This window comes from Gemmiger sp. An120 (assembly GCF_002160955.1).
GTDB lineage: Bacteria > Bacillota > Clostridia > Oscillospirales > Ruminococcaceae > Gemmiger_A > Gemmiger_A avium.
Genome location: NZ_NFLN01000006.1, coordinates 41,233 through 62,859 on the forward strand (window position 1 = coordinate 41,233; position 21,627 = coordinate 62,859).

The window sequence follows — 21,627 nt, forward strand, 5'->3', positions numbered from 1 at the left end:
CATATGGAAAGCCGGGCCGGGGTATGCCGGAACAAAACGGGGGCGCGTTCAAAGCCTGCGGCCTCAAACGCGCCCCCTCGCCGGATGTTGGTTTATACGCCGGTGTCGATCCTGCACTTTTTGCAGCGGCGGGCCTGGTACAGCCCGATGGCGGAAAAGACCACCGCCACCGCCGACACGCTGATGCCCACGATCCCCAGGATCAGGCCCACCAGACGAAACGCAAATCCTTTGTTCTTCTTCTGCATAGCTGTACCTCCGTTTCAGGACTTTTTCTTCTTGAAGATGATGAGTTTGGAGAAGATATAATTCAGGACCACCACGATCACGTTGCTGGCGAACTTGGCGGCCAGTTCCCACAGAAGCATATACTTGACCGGCACGAAACGCGCGCCGTACAGGTCCACGGCCACCCACATGAAGGCCACATCGGTGAAGTAGGTAAAGATGCGGCAGCCCACAAACAGGCCGAACTCCTTCCAGGCGGCAGCGCCCCGGCTTTTGCTTTTGAACACCCAGGTGCGGTTGGTGCCGTAGGCGAACAGCACCGAGATGACCCAGGCCACCGAGGTGGACCAGAAGGTGTTCATGGCAAGCGGGCCGGCACAGATGCCGTAGACCAGGATGTTGACCGCGGTGGCCAGCACCCCGAAGATCAGATAGACGATGGCCTCTTCATACTGCCGGAAAAGCCGGCAGCCCAGGGCCCAGAGTTTCTGCATGGCAGCACCTCCATACTGGATTTGTCTGGATACCAGTATACCACGCCCGAAAAGGGGTGACAAGTGGCAGGGATTGCCGGAAGCGACAAAAGAAAAGCGCCCGGCCGTTTGGCCGGGCGCTTTGATTGCCTTGCTGTGTCTGCTTGCTGCGGCGCAGGATTACTCCTCGTCGTTGTTCAGCAGAGCCTTCATGGACAGGCTGATGCGCTTCTTGTCGAAGTCCACATCCAGCAGCTTCACGTTGACCTCGTCGCCAACCTTCAGCACGTCGCCGACCTTCTCAACACGCTCGTTGGAGATCTCGCTGATGTGCACCAGGCCATCCACACCGGGCAGGATGCGGACGAAAGCGCCGAACTTGGTGATGCTGACCACGGGAGCGGTGAAGACGCTGCCGATGGGATACTCGTTGCGCAGCTTCTCCCAGGGGTTGTCCTCGGCCTTCTTGTAGCCCAGGGAAACCTTCTTGTTCTCGCGGTCCAGATCCTTCACGTACACCTCGATGGTGTCGCCCACGCTGACCACTTCGCTGGGGTGCTTGATGCGGTTCCAGCTCAGCTCGCTGATGTGGCACAGGCCGTCCACGCCGCCCACGTCCACGAAGGCGCCGTAGCTGGTCAGGCTCTTGACCACGCCGGTGTAGGTCTGGCCCACTTCCACGTTGGCCCAGAAGGCCTCACGCTTGGCGGCATTGGCCTCGGCGGTGACCTTGTTGATGCTGCCCACGATCTTGCGGCCGGCACACTCGGTGATCACCAGCTTGACGTTCTGCTTCACCAGCTGGGTGTAATCCTCATCACGGCGCATGGTAGCCTGGCTGCGGGGCACGAAGACCTTCACGCCCTTGACCAGAACAACGACGCCGCCCTTGTTGGCTTCGGTAACGACGCCTTCCATGACGGTGCCTTCCTCAGCGGCCTTGGCAATCTCTTCCAGGCCCTTGCGGCTCTCCAGCTTCTTCTTGGAGAGATAGACAGAACCTTCCTGGTCGTTGGTCTTCTCCACCACCAGGTCCAGCTCGTCGCCGACCTTGACCAGATCCTCAGCACGGGCAGAGGGATCGTCGGTCATCTCGCTCAGCTTCACATAGCCGGTGTGCTTAGTGCCGATGTCCACCTCGATCTCATTGGGCTTGACGCTGGTCACGATGCCCTTGACAACTTTGCCGGCAAACACCGGTTTTGCCTCGGACGCTTCCAGCATCTCGGCAAAACTCATCTCGTCACGGATTTCTTCGCTCATACGGTTAAGTACCTCCTCAATTATAGACGATGGCGTGGAAGCCCCGGCGGTGACCCCCACCCGGCGCACGCCGGAAAACCACTCCGGCCGAAGCTCGTCCGCGGTTTCTACCGAGACGGCCCGCGTGTGCCTGGCGGCTACTTTCACCAGCTTCTGGGTGTTGGAAGAATGATGACCCCCGATGACAACCATCAGGTCGCATCGTTGGCTGAGGCCTTCCGCCTCCTGTTGCCTCGTCCACGTCGCACTACATATTGTATCAAAAAGCTCGGCGTTTGTATAGACTTTTTTTAGAAACTCCGCACATTCTAACCATTTTGTAACTTGAAATGTGGTTTGTGCAACAACAAACAGCCCATTTTTCGTCATTTTTGGCCCATCCCAGGCCTGCAATTCGGCAAGATCCGCAAATACGAACACCTCGCCGCGGGTGTGGCCCACGATGCCCTGCACCTCGGGATGGTTCTTGTCGCCGGCCACCAGCAGGCATTTGCCCTCCTCTTCGGCGCGGCGGGCAATGCGGTGGATCTTGGCCACAAAGGGGCAGGTGGCGTCGTGCACCACCAGGTTTCGCTGCGCCAGCTGGTCGTACACATCCCGGGGCACCCCGTGGCTGCGGATCACCACCTCGTAGCCCTCCGGCACCTGGTCCGGGGTGTCCACCGTGATCACCCCGCGTCCGGCCAGGTCGGCCACGCACTGGGGGTTGTGGATCAGCGGGCCCAGGGTGGCCACCTTATGGCCCCCGTCGGCCAGGTCGTAGGTCATGCGCACCGCCCGGTCCACCCCAAAGCAGAACCCGGCGGTTTTGGCTTTCAGGATCTCCATACCGCGTCTCCTTTAAAAATGATGCTGGTCATACAGCTGCTGCCAGGCGTCCAGCAGCATCTGCTTGCACTCCCGTAGGCGGGCGGCGGAGCGATGCTCCCCCAGGTAGAGCTGCTCGGCAGGGATGGGCGGCCCGAAACAGACCCGCACCCGGCAGAACAGCCGCATGTGCCCGGTGGAATAGATGATGCGGCAGGGGATCATGTCCGCATTGGCGGCGCTGGCCACCACGAAAGCCCCGCTCTTGACCTTGCCGGGCTCGCCGGTATGGCTGCGGGTGCCCTCCGGGAAGATCAGCATGCCCCGGCCGTTCTTGACCTCCTGGATGGCCTCGTCAATGACCTGGGTGTCCCCCTTGCCCCGATGCACGGCCACGACCCCTACATACTTCAAAAACCAGGTGAAAAAGCCGTTGACCTGGAAGATCTCTTCCTTGCCCAGCACCAGCATCCGCCGGCCCCAGAACCGGGCCAGCACCACGAACACCGGGTCGATGGCAGAGATATGGTTCGGGGCCAGTACGAACCCCTTGTCCTTGGGCAGGTATTCCCGCCCGTAGACCCGGATGCGGAACCCCAGGTGCCAGATCACCCAGGCGGCCGCCACGATTACCGCGTACAGCACCTTTTCAGCCCTCCTTTGCGGCGGCTTGCTCCACCAGCTTGCGCAAAGCGGCAAAGCTCTGCTCAAAATCCAGCTCGCTGGTATCCACCAGCACCGCGTCCTCGGCCTGCCGCAGCGGGGCGGCGGCCCGGTGGGTATCCTGATCATCCCGGGTGCGGATATCCCGCAGCACGGTGTCGTAGTCCGCGTCCACACCCTTGGCGGCCAGTTCGGCCTGGCGGCGGCGGGCCCGGGCTTCCGGGCTGGCGGTCAGGAAGATTTTCAGGGTGGCGTCGGGCAGCACCACGGTGCCGATGTCCCGCCCGTCCATGAGCACGTTGCTCTGCCGGGCCAGGCCCCGCTGGGTCTCCAGCAGGAACGCCCGCACCGCCGGATGGGCCGACACGCTGCTGGCGGCCATGCCCACCTGCTCGGCCCGGATGGCCTCAGACACATCCTCCCCATTCAGCAGGATATGCTGCGCGCCGTCCGCGTAGCGCAGTTCCAGCTTGATGGCGGGCAGCAGGGCGGTCATCTGGGCCTCATCCTTCAGGTCGGCCCCGGCCCGCAGGCCGTACAGCCCGATGGCCCGGTACATGGCCCCGGTATCCACATACACATAGCCCAGCTCGGCGGCCAGCCGCCGGGCCAGCGTGGACTTGCCGGCCCCGGACGGGCCGTCGATGGCAACACTGATCATCTTGTACATCCTCTTTTCTTTGGTTTGCAATTCCAATTCACGCGCCGGCCTGTTCGGCCAGGGCCCGGGCGGCCGCCTGGGCGGTGCTCCAGGCGATCTGCAGGTTGTAGCCGCCGGTGTAGGCGTCCACGTCCAGCACCTCCCCGGCGAAATACAGCCCCGGGCACAGCCGGGATTCCATGGTGCGGGGGTTCACCTGCCGCACGTCCACCCCGCCGCTGGTGATGACGGCGTGTTCCAGGTCGCCCCGGCTGCGGATGGGCACCCGCCAGTCCTTGAGCAGCTTCACCAAGGCCTGTTTTTCTTCCCGGGTGATCTGGTTGGCTTTCCGGTCGGCGGGCACACCCCACCGCTCGCAGGCCACCGGTCGCATCTTGGCGGGCAGCAGCAGATCCAGGGCGTTTACCGCGTCCTTGTTGGCCAGTTTGGCAAAATCGCCGGTGATCCGTTTGTAGAGAGCGGCCTCGTCCAGCGCGGGTTTCAGATCGATGGACGCCTCGTATTTGTGGGCGCGCATATCCCGGATATGGGCCGAGGCGCTCAGGGTCAGCGGCCCCGAGATACCGAAGTGGGTAAAGAGCATCTCGCCCCGCTCCCGGAAAATCTCCTTGCCGTCCTCCAGCAGGCTCAGCTCCACGTTGCGCAGGGACAGGCCGGTCATCTGGCGGCAGAGGCCGCCCGCCTCCACCAGGCTTACCAGGCTGGGCACCGGGTCCACGATGGTGTGGCCCGCCTGGGCGGCCAGCTTGTAGCCGTCCCCGGTGGAGCCGGTGGCCGGGTAGGACACCCCGCCGGTGGCGATGAGCACCGCGTCGGCGGCAAAATCGCCGGTATCCGCCCGCACGCCGGTGCAGCGGCCGTCCTCCAGCAGCAGTTCCCGGGCCTCGGCCCGGACGAGCTTTGCGCCCTCGGCCCAGCGCAGCAGAGCGTAGCGCACCTCGGAGGCCTTGTCGCTTTCCGGGAAGACCCGGCGGCCCCGCTCGGTTTTCAGCGGCACGCCCAGATCCTCAAAAAAGGCCATGGCATCGGCGGTGCCGAAAGCCCGCAGGCAGGAATACAAAAACCGGGGATTGGTGCGCACGTTGCGCAGAAATTCCTCGTTGTCGCAGTTGTTGGTCAGGTTGCACCGGCCCTTGCCGGTGACCAGAATCTTTTTGGCGGGTTCGGGCATATGTTCCAGCACGGTGACCCGGCACCCGGCCCGCACGGCAGCCCCGGCGGCCATGAGACCGGCGGCGCCGGCCCCCACGATCACGACCTGCATGCGGCGGCCTCCTTTCGGGTGAGCAGCCCGCCCGCCGCGTAGAGCAGCAGCAGCGGGTGCACGGTGGACAGATACATCACATAGGTGCCGATGTTGAAGCTGGATACCTCCACAAAGGCGATCATAAAGCAGCGCAGCAGCGCCATGGCCAGCACCCCGGCCAGCGCCAGCCAGAGCAGCAGCCCGTCCGCCGAGCGGCGGCGCAGCATCCCCCAGCCCAGGTACAGCTGCCGGGCCAGGGCCGCCGCCAGCGCCAGCGGCAGGGCCACGGCGTAGAGCAGCCGCAACGCCTCAAAGGCCTTGTAGACCAGCATCCGCAGCGGGTGGTAGTAGGGCAGGTCGGTGCCCGCCTGGGCCGCGTCGTTGGTGGTGCAGCCCAGATATTCGTGATACACCGCCAGGTCTTCCGGCTGGCCCAGGCTGCGCTGGTCGGCGTAGTAGGGGGCGCAGTCCTGGAAGGTGGCCGCGTACCAGAAGCTGTGCAGGCCCTCCGCCAGCACCGGGGCCACATACTCCGCCCGGATGGGGGCGGTGGTGGAGGACCGGCGGGGCAGGTCACAGGGCAGCTGGCCGCTGTCGCACAGTTCGTTGATCTGGTCGGCTACCGCCTGCCAGTGCTCGGCGGCAGTCTGGGGCGTTTCGTACCAGCCCTCGTACTGGGCGGCGCGGCGCAGCGCCCAGTAGAAGCCGCCGGTCTGGTAATCCCCGTCCGGGCGGCCGATCCAGGCATCCCGGAACTTCTCGTCCTCTTCCAGCCAGTATTCCAGCTGGGCCAGTTCGGGCACCTGGTCATAGAGCTTTTCCCGCACGTCGGCGGGCACCGCCACCAGCGGGTCCCAGTCCTCGTGGGTGACCCGGGTCATGGCGCCGAAAGCTTCGGCAAAGGCTCCGGTGGAAAAGTCGCTGGTGGCCCAGAGCCCATAGTGCTGCCAGTTCAGCAGGCAGATCAGGTTGACGCACACCGCGGTGAGGGCAAAGGGCACAGCCAGCACCGCCACCCGCCCGCCGCGGCGGGCAAGGCCGGGCAGCCGCAGCACCGCCACGGCGGTGGCAATGACGGCCACCACCGCAAAGGGCAGCAGCCACATGCCATCCTCCCGGGTGATCCAGGCAAGACCCATGCCAAGGCCCGCCATCGCCAGCCAGCCCAGCTGGCGGCGCACCGGCCCGGCGCAGCGCAGCGCCACCCCGATGAACCCGGCAAAGGCGTACAGGCACAGGGCCGGGAAGATGTTGTCCCGGTATACCCGCAGGGTAAAACTGGCCGCGGCGGCGGGGCTGTAGGCCAGCAGGCCGAACACCGCCAGCCGCATCCAGCGGCGGGGCAGCACCGGGGCCAGGGCAAAGGCCGCCGCCAGCGCCGCGCCGCACATAAGCAGCTGCCCGCCCATCAGGTAGGGCACCCCCAGCAGGTGGAGAAAGGCCAGCCACACCGCGAAGAACATCTGTTTGGACAGGGTCAGGTAATCGTAGGCCCCCAGCCAGTTGCCGGCGGTAATGCTCTGGGCGGCCCGGAACATCAGCTCGTCGTCCAGCGGCGCGCCGTCGATCCAGACGTACACGTCCTGGCAGGAGGCCAGCACCAGACGCCCGGCGATGAGCACCACAACCAGCACCCAGAACAGCACCGGCCCCATATCCCCTTGTTTTGCCCCGAAAGACTTGCGAAATTTCATGGTGTTTTCCTTATTATCTGATTTATTCGGCCAGGCGTACCGCCAGTACGTCCCCTATCCATCGTATACGGCTTTCATCCGGCCAGGGTTTCATGGCCGCGTATTCTGCACTGGCCAATATGCTGTTTTGGGTATCGGTACTGGCCGCGGAGAAATTCGTACCGAAATTGTCGTTCATGAACACTCTGTAGGCAAAATCTCCATACAGGAGAGAATCCGTATGCAGGCCGCGTATATTGAGACGCAGCCTGTCCCCGTACTGCATCAGCGGGCTTTCACTGGCGACAGGCACCGACTTGCCCGCAAAGAAAACCGTGCTGTTGATGGAATATCCTTCCTGCATTTCCAAACGGGAAAGAATCCGGTTGGTGTTTGCCAGATCCCGCTGCTCAATCATCTCCAGCAACCGGGCAGCCTGATTTGCCACCAGTACAAATTGCCAGCTCATAAGAAGCACTGCCGCCAAAGTTGCCCATCTGACCCCCTGCACCCAGGTACGCAGGGAAGAACGCAGCCAATCAGCAAACACAAGCGGAATTATCACAAACAATCCATTGGCAAAACCATTCAGGGAATTGTAGGGGAATGTATTGGGCTGAGGTATAGCCAGTGTTGTAGCGCCGGCGGGCAGCAGGAGCAGAATGACGCCGCCCAGCAGCCAATAGGGAACTGCTTTTCTCTCTGCCGCACGCATCCCCTGTTCGCGGATCCCTGCTGCCAGCAGAGCAACCGCCATCAGGCCCATCAGGCCCAGAATCGCCCATCCCAGCAGCTGCCAGAACAGGTTTGTGGCATAGAACAGCTTATCCAGAAAAATGTGCCGCGAACCCAAGATAGATCTCTTTTACTACCTGCAGGCTTCCCACCGGGTCGAGGCTTCCCATGCTTGCAAATCCGCCGTAGTCGCTTGCCTCAATTCCCTGCAAGGCAAGCGCCAGCTTTGCGCTGAGCATGTAGCCGGCCACCCCAATAACCCCCATGCCCGCCATCCGGCCCGCGACCGGCAGCATCTTGCGGGGGCCATCCTGCAAAACCGCCTTAAAGCAGACCAGCAGGCAAAGCAGCACGGCCACATCGAGATAGGCCTGATAAATCGCCATAGACAGGCAGAGCATCACTGCGCCGGCCGCAATTCCCCGCCAGGATTCCCAGCGCCGCGCAGCAAGTACCGCCGCACCGGCCAGCAGCAACGCCAGCATATACGGATCCGCCGCATAAGCAAAGAGCAGTGTGGTGGAAAATGCCGGCAGCACAGCCAGGCAGCCGCCGATCAGCCCGCACAGAAACGGCGTTTCAATCTGCAGCAATTCCACCAGAACCACAGCAAACAGCCCCAGATAGCCGATTGCCAGCAAGGCGTTCAGGGCGGGCAGTTCCATGTAAGAACTGATGGCGCCCGCCCACTGAAGCAGCCAACGGCCCAGGAATGTACTGTCTTGGGCGCTGTAAACATAATAAGGGGTGTCGTCTACCTGCAGGAAGTTCACCATGCGATACAGATGAACCAGCAAGCCCGTGATCGCCGTTCCCCCGAATGCCCAGGTCCACTGTACCTTAATCCGCCTTTTCAGGTCAGCCAGGGCTTGTTCCGGCGATAGGATCTGCTGCGCAACCATTCTGTTTCCTCACTTTTGCAGTTTTTCGATGGATTCCACCAGGTATTTCTGCCGCCGGAACACCAGATCCACCAGCAGGCTCAGATACTTGATGACCAGGGTGAGCACCAGGAACACCCCGGAGAATCCCACCGTAAGCACAAACATGGTGGTGGTCCAGCCCTCGATGGGGCGGCCGGTAAGGGCCACCGCCAGGGTGTAGACCAGTTCGGCCAGGGTGAGCAGCAGCATACCCACCGTGACTGTCAGGCTCAGCTTGTAGCCCGCGGCGGTGTAGAGGGCCAGGCTGTCGGCGGCCAGGTCCAGACGCTCGCCGTCCTCGGCGGCCAGCCGCCCGGAGAAGGTGAGCGCCGCCACCCGCAGCCCGCTGGCGGCGTAGGCCGCCTTGCGGTAGGGCAGGTGTTCGCTGACCGCGTGCACCCGGTTGATGGCCCGGCGGCTGACCAGCCGGAAAGCGTCGGTGGTCAAAGGATAGGCCGAACGGCTGAACCGGTTGAAGATGCGGTAGAACAGGTGACTGAACGCCCGGGTCTTTTCCGGGCCCACGGTGACGATGTCGTTGCCCTCCAGCGCTTTCTCGTAGGCCTGCCAGATCATCTCCGGGGCGTAGGGGGTCTGCAGGGTGTCGAACTCGTAGACGAAATCCCCGATGGCCGCGTCCAGGCCGGCGTTCATGCACAGCTCCCGGCCCTGGCGCAGACTCATGTGCAGGACGGTCAGGGGCTTGTCCAGGTTTTCCGCCGCCCAGCGGCGCACCGTTTCGGCGGTGCCGTCGGTGCAGCGGTCGTCCACGCAGATGATCTCGTACTGTTTGAAATGCTCCTCCAGCTGGCCGTGCAGCATCCGGAGAAACGGCACGGCCCGGTCGGCGCTGCCCTCGGGCAGGTAGACCACCGCGCTGAGAAAATTGCTCTCTTTATTCTTCGCCATAGCGCAGCACCTCGTCCAAATCGTATACGGTATTGATCTTGCCGCTGAGCACGCTCACAAACGCCGGGTCGCCGGTATACTGCCGGATGACCGTGGGGCGGGAGTCGTCGATCTCGCTGGCCTTTAAGATCGGCTTCATGCTGAACAGGCTGTGGGAATAGGCAAAGCCGTATTCCTCGCGCAGGTACTTGCGGGCCAGCTGGCTCATCATGGGCCAGGCGCTTTCCGGCCGGGCGGGGCAGCTGTCGCAGTTGGCCAGGTCCCCCGGGCGGCAGCATCCGCCGCTGCGCGCCTGACAGGCGAAGGTGGGCAGCGAATCGTAGCTGGTCACGTGGGGGGTAAAGGTGACGCTGGTCAAACTGTGCAGTCCGGTACGGCCAAAGGGCATCAGGGAGAAGAAGGGCCCGTCCATCACGGTGACGCCGGTGTTTTTCAGCCGCTCGTCCACGGTGCAGAGGATGATCTCGCACAGCTCGTATTTGATGGCAAAGGGCTCAAGGCCCAGCATGGCGTGCAGCTCGTTGACACCCGCGTAGGTGGCGTTGAGCAAAAACGGCGCTTCGGCGGTGATGTCCCCCGCCCTGACCTGCCAGACGCTGCCCGTCCGCTGCACCGATTCCGGTTTGTGGGAGTAGGCGATGGTCACGTTAGGCAGGGCAGCCAGCTTTTCGAGGAAATGCTTCTTCAGGATCTGGGCGTCGTAGGTGTATTCGGTGGTCAGGAACGCCCCGTCGCACTGGCCGGGGTTGAAGTATTTTTCCGGGGACACGTCGTCGCAGCGGATATGGGCGGCGGCGCAGAATTTGCGGAACTGCTCGGCGTTGGTCCAGGAGAAGTGGGCACTGGTGGCGTAGACCTGGTCAAACTCGGTAAGCAGACAGAAGCCGTAGTCACGACAGAACCGCTCGAAATACCCGGCGCTCTTGATAGCGGTGGAGTAACTGCGGGGGTAGTGATAGCCCATATGCACCCGGGCCTGGTTGATATAGGTGGCCCGCATGAAGGGGCCGGGGTCCTTTTCCAGCACCAGCACCCGCTGGCCGCGGGCGCCGCATTGCTCGGCGGCGTAGAGCCCGTACAGCCCCGCGCCCACAATGATTTTATCCCAGGTCATACAAGACCTCCCGTTTGTAATTAGGATACCCCGTCAGGGATCGTACCGGCCCGCCAGGGCGGCGAACAGGATCTGCAGCAGGTTGGCGTTGCCCCGCATCCCCTTGATCTTGGTGGGGGTGGGCTCGGCTTTGGGGTAGGCGCGCTCCACCGGTACCTCGCAGGCTTTGAGCCCCAGGCGGGTGGCCCGGATGCTCAGGTAGGCCAGCAGCTCGTACCCGGCAAACACGTCCCGGAAGGGCTGCACCGCCGGATGGGTCAGGTAGGCGCAGCTGTAGGCCCGGTAGGCGTTGGTGGTATCGGTGAACCAGTGGCGCGCCCCCAGGCTGATGAGGGGCGCGTGAATGAACCGCACCGCCAGCCAGCGGGAGAGCGGGGTGTTGACCGCCCGGCCGCCCTTGACGAACCGGCTGCCCTGCACCAGGTCGTAGCCCTGTTCCAGCTTCTGAATAAACAGGGGCACGCTTTCGATGCTGTCTTTATTGTTGCCGTCGATGGTCAGGATACCCTTGTAGCCCCGCTGCAGCGCCTCCCACAGGCCCATGCGCAGCTGGGCGCCCTGGCGGCCCGGGCCGGTCTTGACCAGCAGAGTATTCACCCGCCGGGCGATCAGCCCCGCCGGGTCCATGCTGCCGTCGGTGGAGCCGCCGTCGCACAGGATGATGTCGCATACTTCCGGGATACCGGCCTTGGCGGCACGGTCCAGTTCGGCCAGGATGCGGCCGCCCTCGTTAATAATCGGAATCAGCAGACAGTAGTCGCTGTGTTTTTCGGCAAACCGGGTGCGGGTATAATCCGGCACACCGGTCAGGCCGGTGATGGTTTCGGTCATGCGAACACCTCCGCCACGTATTCCAGGCTGCGGCGCAGTGCGTCCGGGTCGCACGCTTTCATCTCCAGGGACACCCAGCCTTTCCAGCCCACTGCGCCCAGGGTCAGGGCCAGTTCCTTGTGCAGACTGCGGCGCTCAATGGGGGCCAGGCCCGGTTCGCTGATGTGCACGTGGCTCACGTATTTCATCTCGTTGGCATAGTCGGAGGGGCGCTCGCCGTTGGCGATCATGGCGCCCACATCCAGGTTGACCGCAAGGCCCGGCGTTGCCAGCTTTTTGACCAGATCCAGCGCCTGCCGGGTGGTGTTCAGGTAGTTGGTATTATAAATAGGAGGGTTGGGTTCCAGGGCGATCACCGCGCCCCGGCGGGCCGCTTCGGGGCCCAGGCGGCGGAAAAATTCTTCCGCTGCCTGCTCACTCGCCCCCTCGGGACGGTTGCGGTTGCGGGGACAGCCGAACACCAGATTTTCGCAGCGGCAGCTGCGGGCAAACTCCAGCGCGGCCAGGGTGTATTCTTCCAGTTCGGCCGCTTCTTCGGGCACAAAGATGTTGCCGGTCCGGCCGTACCAGATGCTCTGCATACTGACCACAGAAAACCCGTACCGCTGGTACATGACCCCGGCAAACAGGGCCGCGCCGTTGCAGCATTCATAGGGTGCGTCGGGGAAAAGGCGGGTAGGGGCGATCTCCAGCCCGGAGTAGCCCAGATCTTTCATCCACTGCCAGACCGTTTCGTCCTGCGCCGCCGTCCAGCCGATGTTGGAAGCCGCCAGTTTGAAGCCCATGCGCAAACGCTCCTTCCGCCCGGGCGCGCCGGGCACATAGTGATACAGAATACATTATACACGGCGTGAAATAAAAAAGCAATTTGCCCGGCCAAAGCAGGATTTGCCAATCTGGGGGGGACAACGTCCCCCCAGACCCCGGAAATCAGGGCCGGAATTCTCCGGCCCTGAGAATTTTTACCTATAAAAAGCCGCCGTCCCGGTACGGGCGGCGGCTTTTTGTTCAGTTCCAGTTTTTTAAGAAATCACAGACAGCAGTCAGGCACTCCGGCTCAGTGCACAAATACTCCCCGGCCCCGCCCAGCAGCGCGGCGTGGCGGGTGCGCAGGTCGTAATCAAAGGGGGCGCCCGGCAGGTGGTTTGTAAAGGTTTTGCCGGTAAAGGCCTCATAGACCCGGGCGGCACTCAAGGGCGGGGTGGCCAGATGCAGCACCCGCAGATCCGCGTCCAGGGCTGTCCGGATATCGCGCCACAGCCGGGCCAGGTCGTAGAACTGGTAGACCGAGCGGCTGTCGGTAAAGGCCAGGGCGTTGAAGGGCGCGGCGGCAAACCAGGCCCGCAGCGCGGCCGGGTCGGCCTTGCCGCTCAGCTTGTAAAAGCCGTTGCCCGCGTCCTCGTAGCCGATGCGCACCAGCTCGCTCTCCGCGGCCAGCTGCTGGTACTTGTCCGGGCGCAGCAGGGCGGGGGTGATGGTGTGCAGGTCATAGAGGAAATTCTTCTTCAGCCCCTTGCCGTAGAGGGCGGGCAGGCGGACGATCAGGGCGTCCGGCCAGTCCTCGCGCACCCAGCGTTCCAGCTGCAGGCGGTTGGCGCCGTAGGGGGCCAGCCCCTCGGGGGTGGGCTCGTCGGCCTCGGTTTTGCCCCGGCTGTCCGCAAACACGCAGATGGAGGAGATCAGCACCACCTTTTTCGGGGCCAGACGGCGCAGGTTTTCCCGGGCGGCGGCCATCACCGCCAGGTCGGCGGCAGGGTCGGCGTTGGCCAGGTACATGGCGGCGGGCACCCCGGCGTAGACCACCAGGCCGTTGTCGCGGCCGAAGCCGTTCTGCACGTCGGTGGAATGGTAGGCCGCATCAAAGGGATAGGCGGCCAGCAGGTTCCCCCCCACAAAGCCGGTGCTTCCTACAAGAACGGTATCGGGCATGGGAGATTCCTCCTTGTTATTCGGATTTGCGGTGGCGGCGGGGCAGCGGGATGCTGAGCACAAAGGCGATGCCCAGCGCCATGGCCACCGCGATCTTGATGGCCTCGGCGCCTTTTTGTACAAACAGGTCGTTGTTGCCCCGGATGAAGTAATAGGCGGTATAGTAGATGGCCGCGCCGGGCACCAGCGGGAAAATGCCGCTGAACAGGAACACCGTAATGGGCATCCGCAGCCCGATGGCAAACACCCGGCAAAGGGCGGCCAGCGGCAGCACCGCGATCAGGCTGGCGGTGACGGTGCTGGCCCCGGCGGCCACGCACAGGCAGTAGACCAGCCAGCCCACCCCGCCGGTGACCGCGCAGGCCCACCAGGAACGGCGGGGCACGTGGAACAGGATGGCAAAGGCCCAGGTGCCGCCCGCGGAGATGAGCAGCTGGCGCAGCAGTTCAGGCACGCTCACGGAAACACCACCCCCAGCAGACTGCCGGCCCCCACCAGCACAAGACCCACGCCGCAGGCAATGGAGCCCGCGATGAGCAGCGCGTCGATCAGGCGGATGGTGCCGGAGAGATAATCCCCGTTGATAAAGTCCCGGATGGACATGGTCAGGGCGATACCGGGGGTCAGGGGCATCAGGCAGCCGATGATGACCTGATCCATCCCCCGGCAGGGCAGGGCCACCGCCAAAGCGGCTACCAGCCCGGCCCCCACGAGCTTGGTAAAGATCTTGTTGAGGCGCAGCCGGGCCGCCCCGAACAGGAACAGCTGCAGCACCACCCCGATCAGCAGCATCCAGCCCACGTCGGCCCACACACCGCCGAACAGGATGGCAAAGCAGGCCGAACCACCCGCGCAGGCGGCCACCTGGCCCCAAGCGGGGGTGGGCGGCAGGGCGGCAATCTCCTCCAGGCGGGTGCTGGCCTCGGCCAGCGGCACCTTGCCGGCGGCGATCCGGCGGGACAAATCGTTGATCTCGGCCACACGGCCCAGGTGGGTGGTGGCTTCGGGCACATAGGCCACCCGGGTGCGCTGGCCCTCCATCGAGCAGTACAGCCCGTTGGTGAGCACGTAGATATTTACATCCTGCCCGCCGTAGCTGCGGGCGATGATGTCCATGGTCTGCTGCACCCGGAACACCTCGGCCCCGTTTTCCAGCAGCAGCTTACCCGCCCGCATCACCAGGTTCATCAGTTCCTCGCCGGCGGCGGGGGGCGGGGTTTCCAGCTGCCGGGGGTTCATCGGCGCGGCGCTCACCGGCGGATGTTCTCCCGCACGGCGGCAAATTCCGGCAGGGTGTCGTACAGATGGCGGGCAATGACCTCCATCAGCACAAAATCCTCCTCGCTGTCGATATCCAGCACGCCGGTATCCTTCATGAGGGAAGCGCCGATCTTGCCGTCCCACAGGATGCCGGTGGTGTTGCCGGCCAGGAAATCCCGGCTGAACACATAGATGCTGGCGTTCACGTCATAGAACACCGGGGCCTGCTGGCGGGCGGTGTAGGTGGCGTTGTCGATGCCCTTTTCCACATGGTCGCCGCAGTCCCGCACCATGTTGAAGCAGGGGTTGCGGCGGCTGTCGGTCACGCTGAACACCAGATCCAGATCCGCCCGGCTGGCTTTCAGCCGGTAGGCACTCTCCACGTCCTTCGCGGTGCGCAGGGGGCTGGTGATATCCAGATCCATCACGAAGTCGTAGGCTTCGCCCCGGGCCTGCTCCATCCGGGCCAGGCTGTCCTGGAAAACGGCCATCTTGGGCACTGTGTCCCCGCCCAGGGCCTCGCCCCGGGGCAGGTAGACCACCTCCGGATACTTGTCCGCCACCAGACGGGCCAGATCCTCGCTGTCGGTGTTCAGGCAGATGTCCGCCTTGACCTGCGGGTTCGCGGCCAGGAACATCTGGGCCGCGCTGAGGGTGTAGTACACCAGCGGCAGGCCGCAGAAGGTTTTCAGGTTTTTATTCCTGAACCCCTTGCTGCCCGCCCGGCCGCAGATGGTGATGAGAAGCTTTTCCATAACGATTCCTCCTGAAAGGCCTTACGCCTTGCCTAATGTGAGCCGCAGCACCTGCAGCGCGGTGGCCGGGGTGTTGACGCTGGGCCCCGTGCCGGTGAGGGCATAGGTAACAAAATAGTCCATCTCCCGCAGATACCGCTCATTGACCGGTTCCTCGTACCGCTCCACCGTGCCGTCGGCCAGGGTCAGGGTGCCCGCGCCGAAATCCGCGGTGACGGTGCCGTCCTGGCAAAACAGCTCGATGGTCCGGCGATAGGTGCGGCCGAAGTAGTCCAGATGCACCTCCGCCAGCAGGCTGGGGTACCGGGCGATGTAGACCGACAGATCGTCCGAATCAATCTCCAGATCCGAGTAGGTGCCCCGCAGGTTATAGCTTTCCAGCGGCATGCCGAACAATTCCACCAGATAATCCCACTCGTGGATCAGATCGATGGTCACCCCGCCGCCCAGGTCCCGGTGGGCGGAGTAAACGGTGCGGTAATCCACCCCGGGCCGCCAGTCCGGCAGGTAGGAAGAGCAGATCACCCGGGCGGAGTAGGGCCGCAGGCCGGGCAGCTTTTCCTTTAACGCCAGCATGGTGCCGCACCAGCGCATGGGAGCGGCCACGTAGGCTTTCTGGCCCTGGTCGTCGGCCAGGCCCAGAGCGGCCAGATCCGCGTCCGGGTCGTCAAAGATGGGCTTTTCGATAAACAGCGTCTCCGCCCGGCCCCGCAGCGCGGCCAGGGTATCCCGGTGCATGCTGGTGGGGTTGGTGATGAAGATGGCGTCGTACCGGGGGGGCAGCTGTTCCACGCTGGTGTACTGATTCCGCAGCAGCTGGGCCGCGCCCTCCCGCAGCGGACGGGTGCCGCTGCGCAGCGCGTCGGCGTGCACCGGAATGCCCCGCCGCCGGCCGATCTCATGCAGATTGTTCAGATGCCGGGTACCGATGGAGCCCAGGCCCACAAAAAGCACGTCCATGGTGATCCCTCCTCAGGCGTTCTCGATGGCCTCGATGAGGCGGATGGTTTCCTTGTCCCGTTCAAAGCTGTACCGGGGCTGTTCCTCGCCCGCCAGCACACCCAGGAAGTTGGCCAGCTCGTCCACGTAGGCGTTCTCCACAATGTTGTCGGAGTAGCGGGGGTCCTGTTCCACCTGGGCATAGGTGTTCACCGGCTGTTTCTCGCCGCTTTGCTTGTCAAACTCGTAGAGGGAACGGGGGTTGCCCTCCCAGAACAGGTGCAGGCCCTCGCCGAAGCACTCAAAGTTGCGCACCGCTTTGGGGCTGACCACGTCCACCGCCAGCATGCCCTTGGTGCCGTTTTCGTGGCGCAGGGTGACAAAGACGCTGTCCGGGTAGGCAATCTCCAGATTGCTGATCTTGTCCTTCATGGCGGTGAAGCCGGTCACCGGGCCGAAGGTATCCAGCAGCCAGGGCAGGTCGATGCCGAAAATTTCCCGCACGCCGCCGGTGCGCGCATCCCCCACAAAGAAGTTTTTGTAGTTCTCCCAGGGGTGCCAGTCGGGCAGGTACTGACCGATGTGGTAGATATAGTTCACCGGGCCGGCAAACTCCCGCACCCGCCGCTTGATATACCGGGTTTCGCCCCGGTAGAGCATGGTGCTGGACAGAAACAGCGGCACACCCTTTTCCTTTGCCTTGCGGATGTTCTCGTCGTAACCGTCGTCCACCAGGTTCAGCTCGGTAAAGACCGGCAGGCCCGCCTCCAGCAGCTGGCCGATGAGCCCTGCGTGGCTCAGCGGCGCGGTGCAGACCAGCGCCCCGTCAAAGCTGTCCGCGGCCAGGGCCGCATCGAGGCTCTCATAGGCGGTGATGCCCAGAGTCTGGGCTTCCTCCCGGCGGCCGGGGGCGGAATCCACCCCGGCGATCTGTACTTCCGGCACAAGGCCGCGCAGCAGCCGGGCGCGGCGCTTGCCCATGCTGCCCAGACCCACGATCAACAGTTTCATTTTGGCAACTCCCCTTCATAAAAGGTTTTGGGCGCGCCGAAACCGGGCCGGCGCACCTCCCGCAGCAGGATCTCCACAATTTTTTCGCTGGTGTTGCCCCCGTTGTAGGGGCTTCTGGCCTTTCGGGCCGTGGTCCGAAACGCCGGGCTCAGGGCCTTGTGCAGGGCGGCTTCGATGGCGGATTCGTCCGCCGGGCAGCCGATCACGTTTTCGCAGATGGGGCGGCCTTTCTGCCGGTCCCCCACGTTGACGGTGGGTACCCCGAAGGTAGGGGTTTCCACCACGCCGCTGGAGGAATTGCCCAGCACCACCGCCGCCCCCTTCATGGCGGAGAGGTACCGCACCACCCCCAGGCTGGTGCGCACCGCGACGGTATCGGGATGGGCGGCGGCCCACCGGTCCAGCTCTTCGTTGATGATAAGGCCGCCCGCGTCCGCGTTGGCCTTGGTAACCAGCCAGTGCAGGCCGGTGGCGGCGCTCACTGCGTCCATGGCGGCCAGCAGCGCGTCGGACTGGGCGGCAGGGTCGGCCCCGCCGGCGGTTTCCGGGTGGAAGGTGACCAGGCCGTAGGGCCGGGTCAGGTCAAAGCCGATGCTCTGGCTCAGTTCGTCCAGCCCCAGCAGGGTCATGGTGCGGATGTTCTCATCCCCCAGCCCCCCCACATTGAACACGGTGGCGGGCTGCTCCCCCATCTGGATGACCCGCCGGGCGGATTCGTCGCAGCTGGGGAAATGCAGATGGGCGATCTTGGTGATACAGTGGCGGTACCAGTCGTCCGCCGCGCCCAGGGTCACGTCCCCGCCGCTGATATGGGCCACCGGTACCCCGGCGAACGCCGCGGCCTGGGCCACGGCGAAAATTTCGTACCGGTCCCCCAGCACCAGCACGCAGGCCGGGCGGTTTTCCGCGAACCAGCGCACAAAACCATGGATGGTGCGCTCCACCGCACCCGCGGTGGCAAGGGGGCCGCTCTCCCCCGGCGCAAGGATGGGGATGCGGGCGGCGACGGGCACCCCGTCGGCTTCGATCTCGGCCACGGTGTTGCCGTACTCCGGCGCCAGATGGGCCCCGGTGACCAGCACCGACAGCTCCGCCTCCGGGCAGGCCATCAGGTTTTGTATGACCGGACGCAGCAGGCCGTACTCGGCCCGGGTTCCGGTGACCACCGCCAGTTTGACCGGCTGGGACATATCGCTTGCCTCCTGTTTTTCCACAATGAGCCGCCCGGAATGTGGAAAACTTTGCCGGGCAGCGGCAGTTTACAGCTCGATGGGCTCGTCCTCGGCGAAATCCCGTTTGGCGCAAAGGCCCAGCACCTCATGCCAGCGCATGGGGCTTACGCCGGTGCCGGGGCGCTTGGTGGTCAGGTTTTCCGCCGTGAAAGTCTCGCCCTTTTGGATCGGCCGGGCGGCCACGATGCTCTTGCGGGCCACGGGCTTGTTCTTGGCCTCGCTGGGGCTTACCGCCTTGCGGCCGCTGCCCAGCGCCGCCTCGGTATGGCGCACCGCGGCGATCATGGCGGTGAGTTCCGCCGGGTCCAGGCTGGCCTTCTGGTCCGGGCCCTCCATGTTCTTGTCCAGGGTGAAATGCTTCTCGATCACGGTGGCCCCCAGCGCGGCGGCGGCCACGTCGCACTCCCAGCCGGGGGTGTGGTCGGACAGGCCCACCGGCATCCCGAACTGCTCGGCCAGATCCAGCATGGCCAGCAGGTTTGCGTCCTCGTAGGGGGTGGGGTACTCGGTGTTGCAGTGCAGCAGCGTCACGCCGGGGCAGCCGCCCTCCTCCAGCACGCTCAAGGCGTCCTCGATCTCGGGCAGGGTGCTCATGCCGGTGGACAGGATCACCGGGGTATGGGCGGCGGCCACCGCCTCCAGATAGGGCAGGTTGGTGATCTCGCCGCTGGGAATCTTCATGACCGGCAGTTTCAGGCTGGCCAGGAATTCCACGCTGGGCAGGTCAAAGGCCGCCGACAGGTACTGGATACCGATGGAATCGCAGTATTCTTTCAGTTCCCGGTGGGCGTCAAAATCAAAGTGCAGCCGCCGGATCATATCCAGCTGGCTTTCGGCGGCGTCGGTGGTGGTTTTCTGGTATTCGGCCTTGGGGGCGAACTTGCTGACCACCAGTTCCGGCACGGCGGTCTGGTACTTGACGATATCGGCCCCGGCCTCCTTGGCCACCCGGGCCATCTCCTTGGCCAGTTCCAGGCTGCCGTTGTGGTTCACGCCCGCCTCGGCGATGATGCAGATGCTCATATGAATCCTCCTGTCAAAAAATGCGGCCGGTCAGGCGTTCAGCGGGCGGCAGCCGATGCCCACCCCCACGCGGCCGCCCTGCTGCAGGTAGTCCCGCAGCGAACGCTGCAGCCGGGTGTTTCCGGGATAGGCAGACGGGTCGTCCAGCAGGGCGCCGAACACCCGTTCCTCCGCCTGGCGGCAGGTCATGTCCACGTCGTACACGGTGAACAGATCCTGAAACCGCAGCAGATTGGCCCCGGCAGGCAGCAGCCCGCGCAGCGCGGGCGCCAGCAGCCAGGAATGGCAATGGAACAGGGCATACTCCTTTTGACCAAACCAGGCCCGGGCCTGCTGCAAGGAATCCGCCACCGCCTGGGGCGCAAGGGGCTGTTCCGCCGGGATGTGCACCTCCAGCACCCGGGTACCGGCCGGGAAAACTTCCTCCTGCCAGCGGGCCGGGGCATCCAGTGTGCGGGGCTGGTACTGCAGCCGCCCCAGCCGCACCAGGCGGCCCTTGAGCGATTCCAGCAGCCAGGCCCATTCCACCAGACCGGGTTTGCCGGTGCGGTGCCGATGCTCCCGGTACCAGATGGCCATATCCCCCATGGTGGCGAAGAATACCTCGTCCGGTATGCCCCGGGCTTTCCAGCGGGGATACTGGGCGGCGGCGTAGGCCAGATAGACGGCCAGCACCGCCAGCTCCGGCCGGGGATGGCGGGCTATGGCCTGCAAAAACTCGGTTTCCTGCTGTTCCAGCAGCGGGAAATATTCGGTTTCCGCCTGCCGGGGGCTTATCAGGCGCAGCGCACAGGCCGAGCCCTCGGCCGGCAGGCCGATGCGCGCGGCCAGCTGTTCAGCGGTCAAGGCGGATTCCTCCTTTTGCGGGCGGGTCACTGATTTTCCAGCTTGCGGCGCATGGCGTCCAGCTCTTCCATCTGGCCCATGTCCATCCAGCTCTGTTCCCGGATGGGGTACACCCCTACCCGGTCGCCGGCGGCCCGGTACCGCTCGATGATATCGGTAAAGCCCTGCTTTTTGCCGTCCTCCAGCTCCCGGATGACCCGGGGCTCCACCACATACACGCCGGTATTGGTGAGGAAGTTCATCTCCGGCTTTTCCCGCATGGCCCGGATCTCGCCGTTTTCGCCCAGGTCCACCACGCCGTAGGGCACGGTGAAATGCTTGAAGGCGCAGACCATGGTGATGATGCTTTCGCTCTCCTTGTGGCGGCGGTAGATGTCGCCGAAGTCCGCGTCGATCAGGATATCGCAGTTGGAGAGGAAAAACGGCTCGTCCAGCTTGCCTTTGAGCAGGCAGAGCCCGCCGCCGGTGCCCAGCGGTTCCTCCTCGTCGATATACTCCACCTCATAGTCCTTTTCCAGGTCGTTGAAATAGGACTTGATCATGTTCTTTTTGTAGTTGACCACCAGATAGAATTTGCGGCAGCCGAAATCCCGGAACCGATGGATGATGTGCTCGATGATGGGCAGTTCCCCCACCGGGATCAGGGGCTTGGGCAGGATCTTGGTGTAAGGGTAGAGCCGGGTGCCCAGCCCCCCCGCCATGATGACCACCGGCAACCCGGCGGGCTTGCGGTTGTCGATGTCAAAGCCGCTGGCAAACACGATGTCCAGGATATGGCCCTTTTTGTCCAGCAGCGGCAAGGCGTCGATGCCCTTTTCCTCCAGCACCGCCTTGGCGCTGCCCCGCTCGGCCACCGGCAGGCTGACGGGCCGGTAGTTGGCCGCGCCGCTGACCGGGCCTTCCAGCTCGCCGCCGCGCAGGATGTACTTGCGCACGTCCCCGTCGGTGAGCACCGCCTCAAGACGCCCCTCGGGGGCCACGAACAGGATGCGCTGGCCGGTTTCGTCCAGCTTTTTCATCGCCTCCAGCACGGTGGCATCGGGCTGGATATACAACTCCTCGATATGCAGCATGGGCTGCCCCCTCTCCGGGCCCGGGGCCCGCGT

Annotated in this window: 23 protein-coding genes; all 23 read right to left on the bottom strand. The window is 64.2% G+C overall.

Annotation, left to right across the window (positions count from 1 at the left end; genetic code table 11):
* Window positions 1–92: 92 nt before the first annotated feature.
* Window positions 93–248: a hypothetical protein gene (locus B5E65_RS16320; protein WP_164488804.1), complete on the bottom strand. Its 156-nt coding sequence runs from the start codon at window positions 246–248 to the stop codon at window positions 93–95.
* Window positions 249–263: 15 nt separating this feature from the next.
* Window positions 264–722 carry a GtrA family protein gene (locus B5E65_RS06835; RefSeq protein WP_087171029.1) on the bottom strand — a complete coding sequence of 153 codons (459 nt, stop codon included), beginning with the start codon at window positions 720–722 and terminating at the stop codon, window positions 264–266.
* A 159-nt stretch (window positions 723–881) separates the two neighbouring features.
* Window positions 882–2,792: a bifunctional 4-hydroxy-3-methylbut-2-enyl diphosphate reductase/30S ribosomal protein S1 gene (locus tag B5E65_RS06840; protein ID WP_087171030.1), complete on the bottom strand. Its 1,911-nt coding sequence runs from the start codon at window positions 2,790–2,792 to the stop codon at window positions 882–884.
* Window positions 2,793–2,804: 12 nt separating this feature from the next.
* Window positions 2,805–3,416, bottom strand: coding sequence for a lysophospholipid acyltransferase family protein (locus B5E65_RS06845; RefSeq protein WP_087171031.1), 612 nt, complete (start codon window positions 3,414–3,416; stop codon window positions 2,805–2,807).
* A gap of 4 nt (window positions 3,417–3,420) precedes the next feature.
* Window positions 3,421–4,095 (bottom strand): (d)CMP kinase, encoded by a 675-nt coding sequence (gene cmk / locus B5E65_RS06850; RefSeq protein ID WP_087171143.1) that lies wholly within the window; start codon window positions 4,093–4,095, stop codon window positions 3,421–3,423.
* Window positions 4,096–4,132: 37 nt separating this feature from the next.
* A complete protein-coding gene (locus tag B5E65_RS06855) occupies window positions 4,133–5,359 on the bottom strand; it encodes a BaiN/RdsA family NAD(P)/FAD-dependent oxidoreductase (protein WP_087171032.1) in 1,227 nt (408 codons plus the stop codon).
* Window positions 5,347–7,035, bottom strand: coding sequence for a hypothetical protein (locus B5E65_RS06860; RefSeq protein WP_087171033.1), 1,689 nt, complete (start codon window positions 7,033–7,035; stop codon window positions 5,347–5,349). The genes B5E65_RS06855 and B5E65_RS06860 overlap by 13 nt, the downstream gene beginning before the upstream one ends.
* A gap of 22 nt (window positions 7,036–7,057) precedes the next feature.
* Complete coding sequence (locus B5E65_RS06865; RefSeq protein WP_143402983.1) at window positions 7,058–7,780, bottom strand: hypothetical protein; 723 nt, start codon at window positions 7,778–7,780, stop codon at window positions 7,058–7,060.
* A gap of 58 nt (window positions 7,781–7,838) precedes the next feature.
* Window positions 7,839–8,651, bottom strand: a complete 813-nt coding sequence (locus B5E65_RS06870) for a glucosyltransferase domain-containing protein (protein ID WP_087171035.1) — start codon at window positions 8,649–8,651, stop codon at window positions 7,839–7,841.
* Between the two features lie 9 nt (window positions 8,652–8,660).
* Window positions 8,661–9,581, bottom strand: coding sequence for a glycosyltransferase (locus B5E65_RS06875; RefSeq protein ID WP_087171036.1), 921 nt, complete (start codon window positions 9,579–9,581; stop codon window positions 8,661–8,663).
* Complete coding sequence (locus B5E65_RS06880) at window positions 9,568–10,695, bottom strand: FAD-dependent oxidoreductase (protein ID WP_087171037.1); 1,128 nt, start codon at window positions 10,693–10,695, stop codon at window positions 9,568–9,570. Before B5E65_RS06880 ends, B5E65_RS06875 begins: the two co-directional genes overlap by 14 nt.
* A 33-nt stretch (window positions 10,696–10,728) precedes the next feature.
* Entirely contained in the window at window positions 10,729–11,526 is a 798-nt protein-coding gene (locus B5E65_RS06885) for a glycosyltransferase family 2 protein (RefSeq protein ID WP_087171038.1), read from the bottom strand.
* Window positions 11,523–12,311, bottom strand: coding sequence for a sugar phosphate isomerase/epimerase family protein (locus B5E65_RS06890; RefSeq protein ID WP_087171039.1), 789 nt, complete (start codon window positions 12,309–12,311; stop codon window positions 11,523–11,525). The genes B5E65_RS06885 and B5E65_RS06890 overlap by 4 nt, the downstream gene beginning before the upstream one ends.
* A 223-nt stretch (window positions 12,312–12,534) precedes the next feature.
* Window positions 12,535–13,455, bottom strand: coding sequence for a sugar nucleotide-binding protein (locus tag B5E65_RS06895; RefSeq protein ID WP_087171040.1), 921 nt, complete (start codon window positions 13,453–13,455; stop codon window positions 12,535–12,537).
* Between the two features lie 16 nt (window positions 13,456–13,471).
* Window positions 13,472–13,915: a threonine/serine exporter family protein gene (locus B5E65_RS06900; protein ID WP_087171041.1), complete on the bottom strand. Its 444-nt coding sequence runs from the start codon at window positions 13,913–13,915 to the stop codon at window positions 13,472–13,474.
* A complete protein-coding gene (locus B5E65_RS06905) occupies window positions 13,912–14,709 on the bottom strand; it encodes a threonine/serine exporter family protein (protein ID WP_242957502.1) in 798 nt (265 codons plus the stop codon). The genes B5E65_RS06900 and B5E65_RS06905 overlap by 4 nt, the downstream gene beginning before the upstream one ends.
* Complete coding sequence (locus tag B5E65_RS06910) at window positions 14,706–15,470, bottom strand: acylneuraminate cytidylyltransferase family protein (RefSeq protein ID WP_087171043.1); 765 nt, start codon at window positions 15,468–15,470, stop codon at window positions 14,706–14,708. Before B5E65_RS06910 ends, B5E65_RS06905 begins: the two co-directional genes overlap by 4 nt.
* A 21-nt stretch (window positions 15,471–15,491) precedes the next feature.
* Window positions 15,492–16,430: a Gfo/Idh/MocA family protein gene (locus B5E65_RS06915; protein WP_087171044.1), complete on the bottom strand. Its 939-nt coding sequence runs from the start codon at window positions 16,428–16,430 to the stop codon at window positions 15,492–15,494.
* 12 nt (window positions 16,431–16,442) lie between these two features.
* Window positions 16,443–17,420 (bottom strand): Gfo/Idh/MocA family protein, encoded by a 978-nt coding sequence (locus B5E65_RS06920; RefSeq protein WP_087171045.1) that lies wholly within the window; start codon window positions 17,418–17,420, stop codon window positions 16,443–16,445.
* Window positions 17,417–18,610, bottom strand: coding sequence for a UDP-N-acetylglucosamine 2-epimerase (gene neuC / locus B5E65_RS06925; RefSeq protein ID WP_087171046.1), 1,194 nt, complete (start codon window positions 18,608–18,610; stop codon window positions 17,417–17,419). The genes B5E65_RS06920 and neuC overlap by 4 nt, the downstream gene beginning before the upstream one ends.
* Window positions 18,611–18,679: 69 nt before the next feature.
* Complete coding sequence (neuB, locus tag B5E65_RS06930) at window positions 18,680–19,675, bottom strand: N-acetylneuraminate synthase (protein ID WP_087171047.1); 996 nt, start codon at window positions 19,673–19,675, stop codon at window positions 18,680–18,682.
* A gap of 30 nt (window positions 19,676–19,705) precedes the next feature.
* A complete protein-coding gene (locus tag B5E65_RS06935; RefSeq protein WP_087171048.1) occupies window positions 19,706–20,521 on the bottom strand; it encodes an acyltransferase domain-containing protein in 816 nt (271 codons plus the stop codon).
* 26 nt (window positions 20,522–20,547) lie between these two features.
* Window positions 20,548–21,594: a sugar phosphate nucleotidyltransferase gene (locus B5E65_RS06940; protein ID WP_087171049.1), complete on the bottom strand. Its 1,047-nt coding sequence runs from the start codon at window positions 21,592–21,594 to the stop codon at window positions 20,548–20,550.
* Window positions 21,595–21,627: the final 33 nt, after the last annotated feature.